We start from the raw sequence: 18,046 nt of genomic DNA, 5'->3' as shown, positions 1-18,046 counted from the left end.
TCGCTCCGCTGGCAAAACACCGATCGCTTCACGCCCTCCAACTTCAGGTCGCAATCTTTCGACTTTTAATGGACAATCCCACGCGCCGCGCGAAGCAGGTATCCGAATAGCTCCTTCCATGAACTCTCTTCGTCCCCAGCGCCTGCGCCACCCCGCCATTCTCATTTTTCTTTTGGGCGGATTTCTCGGTTCGGGACTGAACCTCGCTCTTAGCGCGGCCCTGCACTCGTGGCTTGGCCTCAACCACTACGCTGCCTTCTTCGCCGGCACAATGGGCAACCAGCTTTTCCATTACCTCTACTACCACCTCGTCCACGTCAACCAGGAGATCAAGCTCCGCAACTCACTGCTCGTCCTGTTCGCGATGTATGTCCTCGTAGCGATCCTCGCGCAGGCCCCGCTCTGGTTCTTTCTCAATGTCGTGGGGCTGAAATTCATCACCGCGGTGCTGTCCACCATCATCCTCCTCTCCTTGCTCAATTCTCTCCTGATTCGCATTTCCACCTTCAGCTCCGCCCAACTCGCTGAGGTCGAGTACCGTGAAATGGGCGAGACGTTCTACGACGACCAGACCGACGCCGGCAAGGTCGGCCGCTTCCGCGCCTGGTTTCATCGCGCCCGATACGAAGAACTGGAGCGCTGGGTGGCGGCGCGCTACCGGCCGGGTATGACGATCGCCGATCTCGGCTGCGGAAACTGCTGGTGGAACAACTCCCGGTTGCCGGTCACCGGCGCGGATATCAACGAAAACATGCTCCGCTGGGCCCAGGCGCACGGCCGCGTCAGCGAATACCGCATCTGCACCGACCTCGGCAATACGGGACTGCCCGCCGCCGCGTTCGATATCGTCATCATGTCCGAGACGCTGGAGCATCTGCTGGACGTCGACCGCGTACTCGCCGAAGTCCGCCGGATCCTCAAGCCCGACGGCACGTTTCTGATTACCGTCCCCTACGATTTTTTCCTGGGCCCCTTTTTCATCCTCTTCAACATCAACTGTCTCTATCAAGGCTATGTCAAGGGCAGTCGCTATCACCGTTACCGTTGCGGTCACGTGAACCACTTCGCGAAGCGGCATCTCCGGCGCGTGCTCGCCGGACAGGGATTCACAGTCACGAACTTGAGCGTCATCAACGGCCTGTCGCTCTACGCCGCCGCCCGGCGTACGATCGCGACATGATCGCGCCGGATCACATCGCTCCCGTCGGGCCGATCGAACGCACGTCGCGCGGAGCAATCCTGTTGATCGTGCTGCTCGCCGCCGCGCTACGCCTGATCGCCCTCGATCGCGTGCCGCCCGCAATCAATCAGGACGAGGCGGTCAACGCTTACGACGCGTATTGCCTACTCAAGACGGGGACCGACCACTATGGCACGCCGTGGCCCGTCTTCTTCCGCTCCTTCGGAGACTACCACCCGGGCATACCGATTTACCTGCAAATCCCCTTCCAGGCGATCCTGGGGCTGAACGTCTGGAGCACACGCCTGCCCGACGCCCTGTTCGGTACGGCCCTGGTTCTCTGGGTCTTCCTTCTCGTCCGGCGATTCTACGGCGATGGGGTGGGGCTCCTTTCAGCCGCATTCCTCGCCGTTTCTCCCTGGCACATTCACCTCTCGCGGCTGGCGTTCGGCATCGGCATTTCAACCTCCCTCACGACCCTCGGCTTGCTGCTCATCGCGCGACGGATCGGCGGCAAATCGGCTTCGAAACGCTTCTCCGCAGCGGCGTATTTGGAGCTGGCCGGGGCGGGGGTGGCCCTCGGCGCCGCTTCGTGGACGTACCACGCGATGCGCGCGGTCGTGCCGCTTCTGTTAGCAGGCGGCATCCTGCTCAACCTTGGGCGGCTGCGGACGCTCGCGCGAACGCCGGGCGGAATCATGGCCGGCGCCGCAATGGCAGGCGGACTTGCCGTGGGAACCTTCCCCTTCTTCTGGACGTGGGCACATGCGCCGCAGGAAGTTTGGGCGCGGGCTTCCTCGCTGTCGCCCTTTCATCAGTCCGCCGATTGGTTCGCGGCAATGAAGCTCGTGATCCACAACTACTCCGCCCATTTCACGCCGTCATTTCTCTTTCTGGAAGGCGATCACTCGCTTGTGCAATCCATCCCTGGCTATGGCGAGCTTCATCACGTTTATGCCCTTTTTCTGCCTTTCGGACTTTATCGAGTGATCCGCCATTGGCGGACGGAGCGATTCGGTCGTTTCGTCCTGTGGTGGATTGTGATCGCGCCGATTCCAGCCGCGCTGGCCCGACTGGATACGCCGTCGGGGCATTGTCTCAGGGCGGCGGGTGTGCTGCCGGCATACGACATCCTCGCCGCGATGGGCGCCGATCTTCTCGTGCGTGCCCTGGCTCGCCGGTTCCGCAGAGCCGCGACCGTGGCCGCCGCCCTTGTCCTGGCTCCGATGGCTTTGGGCACGGCATATTTCGGGTATCAGTTTTTCTTTCGCTATCCCGATGAAGCGGCGCTGTATTTCAACGGAGATTGGGGCCCGATCATAACGGACATCGAACGGCGTCGTACATCCTCCGATGCCGTGATCATCACGAATATTGGAAACGGACACATCAGCGCACACTACCTGTTTTGGAGCAAGACGGATCCTATCGCCTACTTCAAAGCCAGACCGAACATTGTCACGGGGCCTGAGGCGGACTTCCTGATACAAGTAGGCACGACCTTTTTTACCAGTGCACAAAGGATCGACGAAGTGGTCGCGGTGCTTCGCCCGGGAACGAGGCTCTTCGTGGTTGAGCGGCCGGGACTCCCCGTACCCGGCAACGTACTCAAACAGTTCCTGGACCGTAAGGGCAACCCCATGGCCGTTCTATACGAAGTGCGAACTCAATAACCTATCGGGCGAGGCCGCGAATCGGCATACTTCAGAGACTCATGATCGCAACGGATGCTCATGGACCCCTCGCGCCGTCTGTCGCTCCTACCTCGGGACCGACTCCCTCCGCTCGGCTGGCCGTGGGTGTCATCGTCCTCCTCGGCGCCGCGCTGCGGTTGATCGCGCTCGATCGCGTCCCCCCGGCCATCGGTCAGGATGAGGCGGTCAATGCCTACGACGCGTATTGCATCCTCAAGACTGGCACGGATCACTATGGCACACCCTGGCCCATCTTCTTTCGGTCCTTTGGAGACTACCACCCAGGGCTGCCCATCTACCTTCAAATCCCGTTTCAGGCAGTCCTCGGGATAAACATCTGGAGCACGCGATTGCCCGATGCTTTGTTTGGCATCGCGCACATCGTCTTCACTTACCTGCTGGTCCGTATGTTCTACGGCCAGCGCTCCGCGTTTTGGGCGGCCGCTCTGCTGGCGGTCTCGCCGTGGCATATTCACCTTTCGCGCCTGGCCTTTGGTATCGCCATTGCGCTCTGTCTCATCACCCTCGGTATCTATCTGGTCGCCAGTCGGATGCGCGGCGGTGCCGGTGATTCCCCGGTGAATCGAGGAACGATGCTGGCGTTGGCCGGTGCCGGGCTGGCATTCGGTGTGACTCCCTGGACCTATCATGCGATGATCGTTTTTGTCCCCCTGCTGTTGTTCGCCGCCGTGCTGATCGGCTGGCGTCGAATTCACGCCTTCATGAAGCGGCGCGGCAGCCGCGCGGCGTTGTCGGCATTGTTCATCGGTTTCTGCATCGGCGTTGCCCCATTTGCCTGGGCGTCAATCCGCACACCTGAGCAGGTCTGGACGCGGGCGTCGTCGCAGTCCCTCTTCCGCCAGGCCCCGGACGCCATGTCCGCCGCACAACAAGTCGCCGCCAATTACTTCCGCCACTTCTCGCCCTCGTTTCTCTTTCTGGAAGGTGACCGGTCGCTCATGCAGTCCGTTTCCCGTTACGGGCAGTTGCACCATCTTTATGCGCTCCTGCTGCCGCTGGGACTTGTTCGCGTGATCGGCCGATGGCGGCAGGAGCGCTTTGGTCGCTTCATCATCTGTTGGATCGTTCTCGCCCCGATCCCCGCCGCCCTGACGCAAATTGGTGAATCGTCCGGCCATTGCCTCCGGGCCGCCGGCGCCGTGCCCGCGTACGACATATTGGCGGCGCTTGGAATAGGCGTCCTTCTGGATGCCGCCTGCCGCCTCTGGCCTCCGGTCCTTGGCTCCGCCCGCGCCGCGGCGCTGTCAGTGGTCGTCGCTTCCGCCGCGCACTTCGGGTACCACTTTTTCGTGCGTTATCCGGTGGAGGCCGCGCACGATTTCCTCGCCGAGTGGGGACCAGCCTTCCAGGAGGTCGCACGAATTGAATCACACTACGACGCCGTCATGATCACGGAGTTCGGAAGCGGGAACGCCGGCGTCTTCTATCTCTTCTGGAGCGCGACCGATCCGGCTACTTTTCTTCATTCCGATCCCCGCTACCAACCCATCGAAAGCGGAGATTACCTGGTGCAGTTCGGCAAGTTCTATTTCGTGTCCAGCGAGCAACTGGACCAGGTAGCCCGGCGCCTGCCGCCGCGCGCCAGAGTTCTTGTGGTCGAGCGACCGGACATCGCGGTCCCCGGCCGGCCGGTCGCCCGATTCGACGACGCCTACGGAAATCTTTCCATCGTGCTTTTCGAAGTGGCCTTCTGAATTACGCCGCCGCTGTGTAATGCGGCTTGACCATACCGCCCGCCGCGCCTCAAATCATCCGCATGATCCTTGTCACCGGCGCGGCGGGTCTGGTGGGGCGAGAACTGGTCGGCCAATTAGCCGCCGCCGGTGCCCGCGTTCGCGCGGTGGACCTTCGACCGATGGAATCAGCGGGCGGCGCGGACCAGATGGTCGGCGATCTGCTCGACGCCGGTGTGTGCACCCGTGCTTGCGTCGACGCGCGGACGATCGTCCACACCGCCGCGCGGCAATACCACAGCAACGTCCCTCGATGGGGCCGCCGCCATTTCTTCGACGCCAATCGTGGGATGACCCGCAATCTCGTTGACGCCGCACTCGCCGCAGGCGCGGGTCATTTGGTCTTCATCTCCAGCGACATGGTCTACGGCCTTCCCCTTGGCCGCCCATTTACCGAATCCGACACCCCCCGACCCATCGGACCCTACGGCGAAAGCAAGGTCGCCTCCGAAGCGATCTGCTCCGCCGCGCGCGACCGCGGCCTTAAGGTGACCATCTTCCGCCCCCGCCTCATCATCGGCCCCGGCCGCCTCGGCGTCCTCCAGAAGCTGTTCGATCGGATTCGCGCCGGCCTCTCCGTGCCCATGCTCGGCGACGGCCGCAATCGCTATCAAATGGTCGCGGTCTCCGACGTCGTCGCGGCATGCCGGCTCGCGATCGAGAAGCCGGTCGATGCCACGCTCAATCTCGGCTCCGCGGACCCGCCGACGGTCCGCGCTCTGCTGGAGTCGCTCTGCGAACGCGCCGGGTCGCATTCGAGGCCGCGCGCGTGGCCGCGCCTTCTCGCTCGCGGGGGCCTATGGGGACTGCACGCCTTCCGCGCCGCGCCGTTGTCACCGGAACAATTCCGCATCGCGGACGTCGATTATGTCCTGGATACGTCGCGGGCGATGCAACTACTCGGATGGCGGCCGCACTACTCCGACGCGGATATGTTATGGAGCGCATACGAAACGTACGTCGACGGTTTGTCGCCGCGCGCCGAACCCGGTCGCGGCTCGTCGGCGTCGCTCGCACACCATTTGACCTCTTGATCGCCTCATCTGCATGGATTGCCGGGCCGGTCCTCCGCGGTTATAGTATCGTACCCCTTGATACCAGGGTTATTCACCCTTGATTACCGCCGAGCCCATCCCAACCCGCGTCTCCGTCGCGCCGACGCCCGACATCCATACGCCCTCGCGCCGAAAACGTCCTCATACCATCGGCCGCGCGCTGCTGCTCGTCGCGATTACCCTCGCCGCGCACGGTCTGGCCCTTTTCGACGGTGTCGTGCTCGACGACTTCTGGCATCAAAAGGGCCTTCGCGAACACGGCTGGTCTTTCTCCGAACTGCTCCGCACCCTCAATATTGCCCCCGTGGACTTCCTCGAAACCTGGTGGCAGACGAAAGACGTCTGCTGGCATTACCTGCGACCGTTCTTCATCGTTTGCATGAAGACCGTGTATTTCCTCGGGGGCCAAAACCCCGTTGCCCTGCACGCCTTCAGCATCCTGCTGCACACGATTTCCGGCCTGTTGGTCTGGCAACTCTGCCGAAAGTTGACGCGCAATGAACCGTGGAGCCTCATCGGCGGACTGATGTTTGTCATCTATCCGCACTCGATCATCAGCGTGGCCTGGCCTTCATCGCTGAATTGCGTGATACAAACAACGCTCCTGCTGGGGACGATACTCTGCTATCTTCGCGCCTCGCAGCTCGACGTCGGCCTCCGGCTCGCTGATCGCGATCACGACGATCCCGCGATGTCCATTCCACCGGTTGCTCGCCGTCCCCTCGCATTCGCGGCGATCTTCTGGCTCCTGGCCATCTTCACGCGGGAAAACGCCATCCTCCTTCCGGCGATTCTCGCCTCCTTTGAGGTCGCCTTCGGATCATGGCGGCGGCTCTGGGCCAGGCGCCGGCTTTACGTCGTCGCTGGTGTGGTCGTCGCCGCCTTCATGGCCTGGCGCGAGTGGATGCAGATTCACCCCTTGCCCGACGTGTACTGCCGCCGACCGGATGGCGACAATCTCGAATACGCCGGTTGGCTTGCGGCCAAATTCCTGCATTACGTTTGCGTCTCCATCTGGCCCGCGCCGATGACCATTGGTCCGACCGGCCGTTTCAATCCGTGGAGCACCGTCCCGGGCGATTGCCTGCTCATGCTTTCCATTATTGCCGCAATCGGCACGGTCTATGCGCTCGTAACGCGCCGCGCCCGCGGCTGGTGGATCTGGCCGCTCTGGATCGGCCTCTCCGTCCTGCCTGTCACGGCTGTTATCGCCACGCCGCACTCCGGTTACATGTGCGGCGTCGGCTTCGGCGTCGGGATGGCCCTGACCGGGGCGTGCCTACAGGCCGTCTCCCAGAAATGGCTCGTCCGAACCGCCGGGGGTTTGATCGTGCTCTTAATCCTCGGCATGGCCTTCATGTCGCCGGTTAATCGCCTTCAATGGGTCGCGACCTATTCCGCTGAGCGCCATCTTCCCAGTTGGGTAATGGTTTCGCCCCCGCCGCGCGAGGCCCGCGACGTCTTTTTCATCAACATGCCCTTTGTCAATATTTACTGCAAACCGAATCTCGTCGCGCGGCTGGGGCCGTGGTTTGAAGATACGACGGTCCATGTGCTTACCTACGCGCCGCAGCCGCACGCATTGGACCGTCGGACTTCGCTGGCCACCGGGGTCGACGAAACCCGGCTGACGACCATCGTCGAGCAAATGGATGATCGCCGGTTTACTGTCGCGATCCAGGGCCAGCCCTACTTCTCGCGTCTGCTCGGCCGCTTCCTCCTCGAGGCGTTTCGCGGAAAGGGGACCTTCTTGCAGGGACAGGATTTCGCGGGCAAGGCCTTCGATGTGAAGATAGTGGAGGCTGACGTAGAGGGGGTATGGAAGATGATGTTCACCTTCCCCAGGCCCCTCAACGATCCGAGCTATTGTTTTTATCTAACCAGTGTCGATTGCGGCGCGGCGCGGCTTCGCTTTCGTACGACCGGCCAACAACTTGCGGACGTCCCCAGCTCTTTGAACTTAATTGAAGCCGGCGCCCAGTTGGACGCCGGACATGCCTCCGCGGCGATGCCGCTCTTTGGGGCCGTGTTGTCGAACGAAGTCGAACCCGCCGGCAAGGCCTCCGAATCGCTATTCCCCGTCGTCCAATACATGGCCCGCGCGACCGGCGCGCCGGTGCAATCGATCCTCGATCGTCCGCAGCTTAGCCGCGAGGACTGGCAGCGGCTCCGCGACTGGTGGCAAACGAGCATCGACGACCAGCAGCTTCGCGAACTCTGGCTGCATCGCCACGATTTCGATGACCTTACCTACCTGCGAAGCGAGTTCGACTGGGATCGCTATCTGGCCAGCTTTATTTTCAACTCGGACCTCTACATGACCGGCCCGCCTTACGACGGCCCTCGCCCACGCACATGATTCACGTCAAAGTTCGCGCCACTCTCGTCGCGGTGTTGATGGCCTGCTTCTTGGTCATCTCGACCGGCTGTTTCTCGGAACAGTCGTTTCCCATGCGCCACGGCGATTACGTGCGGTTGTCGTCTCACGGCGATGTGGCGGACGACCCGGCCTCGACGCGCGAATGGCTCCGAAGCGCGCACCAGGAACTCCATCACCTGCTGCCGCGCCGACGCCCCAAGGCGCTGCTCACCGAAGACCTGCTCGACGCGCAAGGGCGCCCGATCGATGTCCTCCAGCACTTTCACGTCAATCGCGACACGCTGGAATCGTTAGTCGGCAACTGCAAGGGACTGGAACACTCCGCCCAACTGACGGGGCCCGATTTCAATCCAAATCGGCCGCCAACAACCTTGCCCGGCTGCGAGGATGTCTGGATACCCGTCGGCGACGATCTCTCTTTGCACGGTCTCTTGTGCTATGCCCGCGACGAACACGGCGAATTTCGGGACGCCGATTGCATTGTGTTGTTGCCTGGCCTTCTGGGTCACAACGGCTCCCGGCGGACACGCGATCTGACCGCCGCGCTGGTGGGCGCCGGGCTGCACGTCCTGGCGATTGAGCTGCGCTCCCACGGTCAGACCGGCGTCAAGTATCCGGATGTGTATTACAACTTCTGCACGATCGAGACCCGCGACCTGATGATCGTCTCCGAATGGCTGCAGAGCCGACCGCATATCCGCCGGACGGGACTGATCGGTTATTGCTGGGGGGCGAACCAGGCCTTGCTCGCCGCGTGGTTCGACGGACGGTCCGAGTCCCATCCGAGCCTGACGCCGGGCATGGCGTCTGCGTTGGGACCGGTGTCGGCGGCGCGGCACTACGAAGCAGGGATCATGGCGTTTTCCCCCGTCCTGCGATTTGAAGAGATCATCGACGCGTTGGACACCGAGCGATCGATCTTTGTGAATCCCGTGCTCACGAACCTGCAGGCGACGGTTCAGAGCCGCGTCGTGGAGAAGTCGCACGACAAATTTCCCGGCTTCGATCCTCGCGCCTGCGCCGGCAGCCTGCGAAAATTGATCGATTACGAAATCCAGCGATCGGAGATTTATTATCCCGGCTGCGTGGAGGATACCTTTCGCATGAACCGGTTTCTTCCCTACAAAGACAAGCCGGACGGCGAAAAACTCGCCAGCGCCCGCGTGCCCGTGCTTATCGTGCAGGCGGCCAATGACCCGTTGGCCTGTGCGCAGGACGTGGCCGTCCTGATCGCCAAGACGCCGAATCCCCATGTCGCCGCTATCGTTCTACCCGGCGGCGGGCATGTTGGATTCGCCGCCTACGCGCGGGCCTACTATTTCAGCCTGATCCTCAACTTTTTCCAGCGCCATCCCGATCCCGACGGCCCGACCCTACACTAGCCTGTCATGCGCGCCGACGGAGCACGTTATCTCAACGCCGCCGACCGGCTCATGCTGGTCGGTCATGACGGCATGCGCGGCATCGGGCATCCTGGCTTCGTCTGTCAATCGCAGATTCTCCTCGAAAGCCGAGTCGATTTTGGCGCACTTCGCGCCGCGGTGGACCGTTTGACGTTGAAGCACCCCGTCGTCTCCGCCCGGCTGCGGCGGGACGAACACGGCTTACCGTACTGGGAACCGACCGGCGCGCCTCCCGAATTGCAAGAGTTGACGATCGAGTCGGAGTCGGATCGATGGCGCGAATCGGCGCGGCTTCTGGAAGCGCCACTCGATCTGGAGCGCGAATCGCCCATCTCCTTTCACCTGCTGCATGCGCCGGACGGCCGCGATACGCTCGTACTTCGCTTCAGCCACGTCCTCATGGATGGAAAATCTCCCGAGTGGACGCTGCGGGCGCTGGACGAATGCTTCGATGATCGCGCCGAAAATGACGCGATGTGCGACGCCTGCGGACCGCTTGACGCAATAAACGCCCACCTCCGCCGATTTGATCGATGGCAACGCGCGCGCTGGGCCGGCCGAGTGATTCGCAGCCAAATCGGGCTGCCCGTGACGCCGGTCACTCTGGCCCCACCGGAGCAAAAGGAATGGTGCGTCAGCCCCTTCGGAGTATTAGCACGCACGATTGACGAGGCGGCGGCGGCAAAGCTATCCGATCGCGTCAAACGGATTTGTGGTTTCCCCAACCTCACTCCCGCCCTTGCCGCGAGTATCTTCCGCGCGATATCCCGCTGCACGCCGCATCCTACGACGGATCGGACCGTGTATCAGACCGATTGTCCGTTGAATCTCCGGCCACCGGGCACGCGCGAGCCGATGTTCAGGAACTTCATGTCGTTCATTCAGATCTGCGCGCGGCAGGGCGACCTGGCCGACCGCGACGAAGCCACGCGGCGGCTCAGCGCGCAAATGCGCGACCAACTTCGTCGGGGAATCGATGTGGGAAACCTGCAAATGATGGCCGTCATGTGCCGCTTCGCGCCGCTGCTGCGCTCGCACATTATCACGCGGATGAAGCGCCGCCCCTTCACGCTGGGCTTCAGTTACCTCGGACCGGTGATCAAGGAGTTGACGCGCTTCTGCGGGATCCCCGTTAAAAATGTCTATACGTTTAACACCGCGCTCTCGCCGCCGGGCGTGACGATTCAGGTGAACCAGTTCTCGGGCCGGATCAACCTGATGTTGTCGTACATTACGTCCGCCGTGCCCGACGCCCTCGCGCAGCGGTTGTTGGATGAGATCGTAAATGATTTGGGTGAGTGACTTATCGTGAGTCAATCCGCGGGCGAACTCGTCGCCGCCGCGTCGCGCGGCGTATAGACCGGCATGATCTCGTCGGTGGCGATGACTTCGACGTGCGCGTTGGCGTGATGGCCGGTCTTCTCATAGGCGATCGGCCTAACGCGATCATTTTCGCCGCAGGCGACGAGGCGGAGCTGCCGCCAATCGAGGCCCTGCTGGGTCAGATAGCGGGCGACCACCAGCGCACGATCGAAGGAGAGGCGCATTCCTTTGTCGTCGGAACTGAAGGCCTCAGCGGCGCTGACGTGGCCTCGGACGTCGATCATGGTGCGTTTGCCGCGCAGCTCGGCGGCGAGCTTGCCCGCGGCGTCGCGGGCCGCAGAGGTTAAATCAGCGGAGTCCTCTTCAAACGGCAGATTTCCGCCCATGTCATGCCGCTCGCCGGGCCGCACGGTCTGCACGTCGTGTTCCGTGCCTTCGGCATTGGGGTTTTCGGCGAGGCCGTCCATGCGGCGCTGGCGGATGCGGGCGATGAGCGGCAGGTCGTTGGGGTTGGTCGAGTTGAGATCGACGGGGTTGTTGAACGCGTCACGGACGGCAATGGCCATGTCCAGCGCCGCGGCCGAGGGCGTTCCCGGCGGCGATGCGGCGGCGGCGGCTGCAGGCGCATCAGGCTTCATGTTGATCGCCAGGAGGATCACGAAGAAGCCCATCATGAGCGTGACGTTATCGGCGAAGGAGATGAGCCATTCCGGCGCGCCCTCGTGTCCTTCCTCGTGACCGCCGCCGTGCGGAGGGCCGTGGTCGTGGGCGCCGTGGTCTTTGTGTTCTTTGTCGTGTTCTTGATCGGCCATGGGATTCGTGGTCCCGGCGCGCCGGGATCAGGGTTAGTGGCCAGTGTCACGCGGCGGCTCTCAGACGCTGGCGGCTGGCCAGCGGGATGAACGCCATCATCTTGTCCACGGTGATTCGCGGGTTGTCGCCGGACTGGATCGAGAGAATGCCCTGGAGAATCATCTCTCGATTGAGCATCTCCTCGGAAGAGCGCAGCGAGAGCTTGTCGCCGATGGGGCCGGCGACGGCGTTCGCCAAAATCGTGCCGTACATCGTGGCGACAACGGCGACGGCGAGCATGTGCCCCATCGTGCCGACGTCGCCGCCCAATTGGCCGAACATGCCGATCTGGCCGACCAGCGTGCCGACCAGCCCGTAGCCGGGGCCGTAGAGCTTGATGAGGTCGAAGAACTTCTTGCCGGCCTTGTGGCGGTCCTGCATGGCGAGGATTTCCATGCGCAGTGTGGTGTTGACGTTGGAGGCCTCGACGCCGTCGATGGCCATGCGCAGTCCGGAGGCGAGGAACGGATCGGTGTCCTTGATGCCGTCGTATTCGGATTCGAGGGAGAGGATGCCTTCGCGGCGGGCCTTGTCGGCGAGGTTGGTGAGGAGCTTGATGGTCTCCGTGGAGCTGCGGCCCTTGTTGAACATAAAGCGCTTGAGATAGCCGGGGATACACTTGAGCTTGTCCATGGGCATCGCCATGAAAGTGACGCTGATGGAGCCGCCGAAGACCATGAGCACGCCTTCGGAGGAGTAGAACATTCCCCAATGGCCGTGCGAGGCCTCGAAGCCGACCCAGCCGAGGGCACCGATGCCGAGGAGGACGCCGATAAGACTGGCAATATCCACTTTGCTTCTCTCCTGCCGCTTCCCGCGTTCCCTCCGCGCTGCGGCGGGCCTGTCGCCCTCGTCATTTCGGCCCATGCGGCACGTCGCTTAAGCAAAGGGCGCGAATGTTGCGCGCGGCGCGGCCGATAACGGGGCGATGATCGCGCCGCTGGCGACAAGCGTTCCGCGTTCAAGTTACGGAAGGCGCTGCGCCACGGTCGCGGCTTTGATCGAAGCGCATCGATTTGTTGAGCAAGAAAACTCAGCCAAGGGCGGCTGAGCTACATTTCGGGCTTGGGGGGATTGGCCGGGGTGCGGTCCATGTGTTCGCGGAGGCGGGCGCGGAGGGTGCCGGCCTTGGCGCCGAGTTCGTTGAGTGTGGCCTGGGCGACGCTGCCGTCTTCGCGGGCGAGGGCGATGAGCAGGTGTTCGCTGTCGATTTGCTTGCTCTCCAGTTGCCGGGCTTCCTCGATGGCCACGGCCATTACGTTACGGAAGTGCGGCGTGCCGGGAAGGCGGCCGAAGACCCACGTGTCCTCCAGGCTGTTCTTGATGAAACGGTCGATGTGTTCCTTGGCCTTGGCCTCATCGATTCGCAGCTCGCGGAGGACGGCGACGCCAAGACCGGTGCCCTCGCGGAGGATGGCGAGGAGCAGGTGCTCCGTACCGACGTAGTCCTGCTCGTAGTCCCGCGCGATCTGCTGCGAGAGCTTGATGACCTGTTCCATTCGCGGGGTGAGTTTTTCGTACATCGGAATAAGCCGTTAGCCTTTAGCTATGCGCTTCAAATCGGCGGCGGGACTCAATGACCCAACCCGCCCACCACATCAATTACTGCCAAAGATGCTTGAGCCAATTGTACCCCAAACTAAGGGCGGCGACAAGGACGGTGAAGACGAGAGTAATGCGGAGGATTTTCAGGCGGTTGGCGATTTCGCGGTCGCGCCATTCGGCGAGGCGGGCGTCGATCTGATCGAGCTTCTCGTCGATCCGCGTTTCGATCTCGTCGAGCTTGACGCGGATGTAGTCGTCGGCCGCGCCGCGGAGGCGCTCGGCGATGCCGCCGACGATGCCGCGCTCCTCGACGTGGGTCTTCAGGGTGCGGCGATTCAATTCGGCGGCGGCGCCCTTGTCCTCCGGGAGGAAGCGATAATCGCTCTCCGATTCGCTCTTGCCCTCGATCATCTTGGTGAGCATGGAGCCGACCCACGCACGGCGCTTGCCCGAGAGCCGCTTCCAGAAGCCGTCCTGGTGCTTAAGCGCGTCGACAAGCCGATCGGGCGTGTCGGATTCACGGCACGACACGCCCCGAAGCCTGGCGAGGGAGGCCAGACCACGAGGGGAGAGCCGGTCGTAGTCCAGCCGCTGGACGCGAGCGATCTCGCGGGCCAGCTCCTCCTTGCCGGCGGATTGGCGGATGGGACGGCGGGCCCAGACGATAATGTCGAGCATGGCATCGCGGTCGAGCTCGATGAGGAGTTCCTGGCGTTTGCGAATAAGGCGGACCATTTCGGGGGCTGAAGCGCCGGCGTCGAGTTCGAGACCGAGGGCGTGGGCATAGCGGAGGAGTTCGTCAGGGGGCAGTTCGCCGAGTGAGACGGCGGAGGCGTGGTCGTCGGCGGAGGCGGGTTCGTGCGGGGCCATGGGGACCATTAAAACGCCGAAACGACAAAACGCCAAAAGAAGAAAGTCTAACCACAGAGGCAGAGAGACACAGAGACGAAGACAATTGTTGTTGGTTTGGCAACAGTGAGTTCTCTTAACGAGATCTCGTCCGTCTCTGAGCCTCTGTGGTGAATCCTACACAGCGCCGCGGACGTAATACTCGAGCCAGGCGGCATACTCGTAGACGACGGTGGGAAGGACGCGAAAGCGGTACTTCCAACCGCCGGCGGCGCGGAACTGGCGCTCCCAGCGGGGCTCGCGCAGGATCAAATGGCGATAGCCGGCCTTTTCAAAACAGGCCTTGCTGCGGGCCAGGTGGGTGTAGCTGGTGACGACGATGCAGAGGTCGTTGGCGGGGTCGACGTGCAGGCCGTCGCGGATTGCCGGGGCGTGGTCGCTGGTTTTTTGTGACCGGTGGTCAAGGAGGATGCGATCGGCGGGGGCGCCCCATTCGAGGGCGAGGTCGCGCATGCGGTCGGTGTTTTCGCCGTGATTGCTAAGGATGAGATTCTCGCCGTAACCTTCGTTCAGAAGGCGACAGGCTTCGATCACCCGCGCGGGATCGCCGCCGAGACAGATGACGTATTTGGACTTGGCGAGTGCGGTCTGGCGATCGAGGGCATCGTAGAGCCATTGAGTCGCAGGGGTGAAGACCATCAGGAGCAGACCGCCGCCGATAAGGGCGAGGGCGTGCTCGATCCAGCGAAGCCAACGGCGGCGCGGTCGGACTGGGGGAGGAGGCGGCGGGGCAGATTCAGGGGAATTCTTGTTTGTCATGAGGTCACCTGGAGTTCAAACCGCGGGCTCGCACCACGCGGCTCTGATCGAACGTCCGATACGCATGAACCGCTAAACGTAACTATAATGGTAATGCTGAAGGGGACGCGTCGTCCCCAAGGCGAGAGTTCGGTCGGCCTTTCTGCGGGACGATACCCTCATCGCATGATTCATGCCTTGACCATCGACGTTGAAGACTACCACAGCGTGACGGCGCGCGACTGGCAGAAGGGTGATGGCCGGCCGACGCGGGCGGTGGTGGAGAATACGCAACGGCTGTTGGCGTGTCTGGCGGATCATTCTGTGCGAGCGACCTTTTTTGTGCTGGGGGAAGTGGCGGAGACGTTTCCCGAGCTGATCCGGGAAATTGCGGCAGCCGGTCACGAGTTGGGGGTCCACGGGTACTATCACCGGCAGGTCTTCAAGCTCACGCCGGAGGGATTTCGGCGGGAGGTGGAACCGGCCAAGAAGCTCATTGAAGATATCACGGGGACGGCGACGGAGGGGCATCGGGCGCCGGCGTTCTCCATCATGCCGGAGACGCGTTGGGCGCTGGAGGTGCTGGTCGATCTGGGGTTTCGATACGATTCGAGCGTGTTTCCGATCAAGGGGCGGCGGTATGGGTGGCCGGAATTTCCATTGGATATCCACGAGATGCAGTTGTCCGGTGGGCGGACGATCGTCGAGGCGCCGATGACGCCCGTGGTCTTGTTCGGCAAGAGGCTGCCGGCGTGCGGCGGCGGCTATTTTCGGCATTTTCCCGCGGCCTATACGCAATGGGCGCTGCGGCGGATCGGGCGCGAGCGACCGGCGATTGTGTATTTACATCCCTACGAGATTGAGACGACATGCCCGGCGCAATTGGATGCGAGCATGCTTTCAGTGGAGGAGGCGCGGAGGTTCCATCGAATGCACGCGATGCAGATGCGCAATCGGGAGACGGTGGAGCCGAAGTTGCGGGCGATCCTGTCTCGGAATCAATTCGGTCCGCTGGGCGAGGTGATTGCGCGGGCACTCCCCGCGCGCCGCGAGGCGCTGGTCACGGCCGAGTGTGGCCGACCGTCGGCGGTAAACTGACCGTGGGGGTGATTCGACGGAAATCGAAACGACTGGTAGCCACCCGGCGGGTGTATTGCGAATTCACGGCCGATCCGGGTCCGTCGGGGGGGATACGTCAGCGATACAGGTTTTCGATCGCATTCGCAGCGCGCGGAACGCGTTGGATGTTTCGGAGGATGCGTCGGCGCGGCCGGACTATTCTGGACACGTGCAAATGTCGCCATTACGATTTGTACAACAAGAGTGGAATTAAGCGAAAAGCGTCGCCGCGCAGGTTCGCCGCGACGCCCTCTATCTCTTAGGAGCTAATGTTCAGACATGTCGTGGAAGGGCATTATTCAGAGATGTGTCCGTGCCCTTGGCTACGAAATCACCCGCCGCGGGACGCCGGAGACCTACACGCTTTGCCCGCCCTACGGCTACTTCACCTACGCGCCGTGGTTCGAAGAGTGGTTCCAAGAGAAGTATCGCCGCATCCAAGACCACACCTGCGTGAAGGAGGACCGCTGTTACTCGCTTTACCGGTTTTGCCAGCATTGCGCCAGGCTGCCTGGCGACCTGGCGGAGTGCGGCGTCTTCCGCGGCGGAACGGCGCTTCTGTTGGCCTCGACGCTGCGTGAATCCGGGGAGACCGACAAGCAGATCCATCTATTTGACACATTCGAGGGGATGCCGAAGTCCGCGGATGGCGATGCCAGTTCCCACCGACAAGGGGATTTCGGCAACACCAGCCTGGACCATGTAAAGTCCCTGTTGCGCGACTATCCAAATATCACGTTTAATCCCGGTTTCATTCCGCACACGCTCGGCGTGGTCAAGGATCGACGTTTTGCGATGGTTCACATCGACCTCGATCTTTACCAATCTACTCGCGACGCCTTCGAGTTCTTTTATTCCCGAGTCGTTCCCGGCGGCATCATGGTTTGCGACGACTACGGCGCACCGGCCTACATCCGTGCTGCGAAACTGGCGGTCGACGAGTTCTTTGCCGACAAGCCGGAGAATCCGATTTCGCTTCGGAATGGCCAGTGCTTCGTCATTAAGGCGCCGGCCTCAAATGGTGAATTGCCCCAAGATCGCGCCGGCCGGGAAATCTGAGGAGGGAGATGGGTGTTCACGATGACCGCTGATCCGATCCAGCAGGAATCAGATTCCATTGGGCGGCAGTGGTACACCGCTCCGACGCCTCCGCCGCCACGTGGCTGGCTGGTCTTTAATAAAGACTTTGTCCTCGCCGCGCTGCAGGGCTGCATGGCCGATCCGACACTGGCCCGGCCGACCGGCCCGTGGATGCTGCTGACGCGGATCGTCATGGCCGTCATGGCCGTGCTTCAGGCGATAATCATTGGTCTGGCGAGAATCCCTGTTTTATCTTGGGCCGTTGAGATAATTGCCCGTACCTTTACTCGCAATGGCTTTGGCTTCTTTCTGCGGAGCGCCTATTGGAAAGGGCAGCTGAAGTCCCTCGGCCAGAACACCATCATCGATCAGAACGTCGAAATCTGGGGCGCCGAAAACGTGACGATCGGATCGCATTGCCACATCGACACCTTCGTTCGCCTGGGGGCCGGCAATCGCAAACAGGGCCAACGGGGCTCGATCGAAATCGGCAACTACGTCCATCTCGGGCCCGGCGTACACATTGCCGGTCGCGGGGGCGTGAAGATCGGCGATCTCGTCGGTGTCTCGGCCAACGCGCACATCTACAGTGCGACGGGAGTGGCCATGATTCCCAGCGATCCCGGCCTGCTCGTCAGCATGTCGCACATGGCCCCGAAGGATCAACAATTGGTCAACGAAGCGCCCGTGCTGATCGAAGACTATGCCTTCATCGGAATCATGGCTCGCATCATGCCCGGAGTGACCATTGGCCGCGGGGCGATCATTCATGCGAATACCGAGCTCGCCCGTAGCGTGCCTGCCTTTTCCAACTTCGGGGGCACCCCGCGGGGCCGTCACATCGGCTGGCGAAAACCGCTGCGGCGAAGCCTCCTTTTGGGAACGGATGGAAATGGAAATTTGTCGGAGTGGGGCAAGTCGCCGCAGAAGACAACGGAGCGCACAACCCCCCAGGGATCAAATTCCCCGGCGATCGACGAACGCAATGAATCCTCGCAGCGATCGAAATCATGA

Annotated in this window: 15 protein-coding genes; 10 read left to right on the top strand and 5 right to left on the bottom strand. The window is 62.3% G+C overall.

All coding sequences use genetic code 11. The annotated features are described in order from the left end of the window. The first annotated feature begins 118 nt into the window (after nt 1–118). From VJZ71_02095 to VJZ71_02065, 7 genes are all read left to right on the top strand, one after another. Complete coding sequence (locus VJZ71_02095) at nt 119–1,180, top strand: class I SAM-dependent methyltransferase (GenBank protein HKQ46842.1); 1,062 nt, start codon at nt 119–121, stop codon at nt 1,178–1,180. After that, the gene (locus VJZ71_02090; GenBank protein ID HKQ46841.1) at nt 1,177–2,853 is read left to right on the top strand and encodes a hypothetical protein; all 1,677 of its coding nucleotides are present in this window, start codon (nt 1,177–1,179) and stop codon (nt 2,851–2,853) included. The genes VJZ71_02095 and VJZ71_02090 overlap by 4 nt, the downstream gene beginning before the upstream one ends. 41 nt (nt 2,854–2,894) lie before the next feature. Further along, nucleotides 2,895–4,589 (top strand): glycosyltransferase family 39 protein, encoded by a 1,695-nt coding sequence (locus VJZ71_02085; protein ID HKQ46840.1) that lies wholly within the window; start codon nt 2,895–2,897, stop codon nt 4,587–4,589. Between the two features lie 62 nt (nt 4,590–4,651). Then, on the top strand, nt 4,652–5,662 hold the full coding sequence (locus VJZ71_02080) for an NAD(P)-dependent oxidoreductase (protein ID HKQ46839.1): 1,011 nt from the start codon (nt 4,652–4,654) through the stop codon (nt 5,660–5,662). Nucleotides 5,663–5,741: 79 nt separating this feature from the next. After that, nucleotides 5,742–8,042 carry a hypothetical protein gene (locus tag VJZ71_02075; protein HKQ46838.1) on the top strand — a complete coding sequence of 767 codons (2,301 nt, stop codon included), beginning with the start codon at nt 5,742–5,744 and terminating at the stop codon, nt 8,040–8,042. Continuing rightward, entirely contained in the window at nt 8,039–9,445 is a 1,407-nt protein-coding gene (locus tag VJZ71_02070; protein HKQ46837.1) for an alpha/beta fold hydrolase, read from the top strand. The genes VJZ71_02075 and VJZ71_02070 overlap by 4 nt, the downstream gene beginning before the upstream one ends. Nucleotides 9,446–9,451: 6 nt before the next feature. Continuing rightward, nucleotides 9,452–10,768, top strand: coding sequence for a hypothetical protein (locus tag VJZ71_02065; protein ID HKQ46836.1), 1,317 nt, complete (start codon nt 9,452–9,454; stop codon nt 10,766–10,768). A gap of 11 nt (nt 10,769–10,779) precedes the next feature. Here the strand turns inward: VJZ71_02065 and VJZ71_02060 are convergent, their stop codons facing one another. From VJZ71_02060 to VJZ71_02040, 5 genes are all read right to left on the bottom strand, one after another. Further along, the gene (locus VJZ71_02060) at nt 10,780–11,601 is read right to left on the bottom strand and encodes an OmpA family protein (protein HKQ46835.1); all 822 of its coding nucleotides are present in this window, start codon (nt 11,599–11,601) and stop codon (nt 10,780–10,782) included. 46 nt (nt 11,602–11,647) lie between these two features. Further along, nucleotides 11,648–12,433, bottom strand: coding sequence for a MotA/TolQ/ExbB proton channel family protein (locus VJZ71_02055; protein ID HKQ46834.1), 786 nt, complete (start codon nt 12,431–12,433; stop codon nt 11,648–11,650). Nucleotides 12,434–12,693: 260 nt separating this feature from the next. Next, nucleotides 12,694–13,164: a Clp protease N-terminal domain-containing protein gene (locus tag VJZ71_02050; GenBank protein ID HKQ46833.1), complete on the bottom strand. Its 471-nt coding sequence runs from the start codon at nt 13,162–13,164 to the stop codon at nt 12,694–12,696. Nucleotides 13,165–13,243: 79 nt separating this feature from the next. Further along, on the bottom strand, nt 13,244–14,056 hold the full coding sequence (locus tag VJZ71_02045; protein ID HKQ46832.1) for a hypothetical protein: 813 nt from the start codon (nt 14,054–14,056) through the stop codon (nt 13,244–13,246). A gap of 156 nt (nt 14,057–14,212) precedes the next feature. After that, nucleotides 14,213–14,854, bottom strand: a complete 642-nt coding sequence (locus VJZ71_02040; GenBank protein ID HKQ46831.1) for a YdcF family protein — start codon at nt 14,852–14,854, stop codon at nt 14,213–14,215. 165 nt (nt 14,855–15,019) lie between these two features. Here VJZ71_02040 and VJZ71_02035 point away from each other — a divergent pair, with 165 nt between their 5' ends. From VJZ71_02035 to VJZ71_02025, 3 genes are all read left to right on the top strand, one after another. Then, on the top strand, nt 15,020–15,931 hold the full coding sequence (locus VJZ71_02035) for a DUF3473 domain-containing protein (protein HKQ46830.1): 912 nt from the start codon (nt 15,020–15,022) through the stop codon (nt 15,929–15,931). A gap of 300 nt (nt 15,932–16,231) precedes the next feature. After that, nucleotides 16,232–17,011 carry a TylF/MycF/NovP-related O-methyltransferase gene (locus VJZ71_02030; GenBank protein HKQ46829.1) on the top strand — a complete coding sequence of 260 codons (780 nt, stop codon included), beginning with the start codon at nt 16,232–16,234 and terminating at the stop codon, nt 17,009–17,011. A gap of 21 nt (nt 17,012–17,032) precedes the next feature. Beyond that, nucleotides 17,033–18,046, top strand: coding sequence for an acyltransferase (locus VJZ71_02025; GenBank protein HKQ46828.1), 1,014 nt, complete (start codon nt 17,033–17,035; stop codon nt 18,044–18,046).

It is taken from the genome of Phycisphaerae bacterium (genome assembly GCA_035275405.1).
Taxonomy (GTDB): Bacteria; Planctomycetota; Phycisphaerae; order UBA1845; family UTPLA1; genus DATEMU01.
This window is presented reverse-complemented; position numbering and strand designations above follow the sequence as displayed.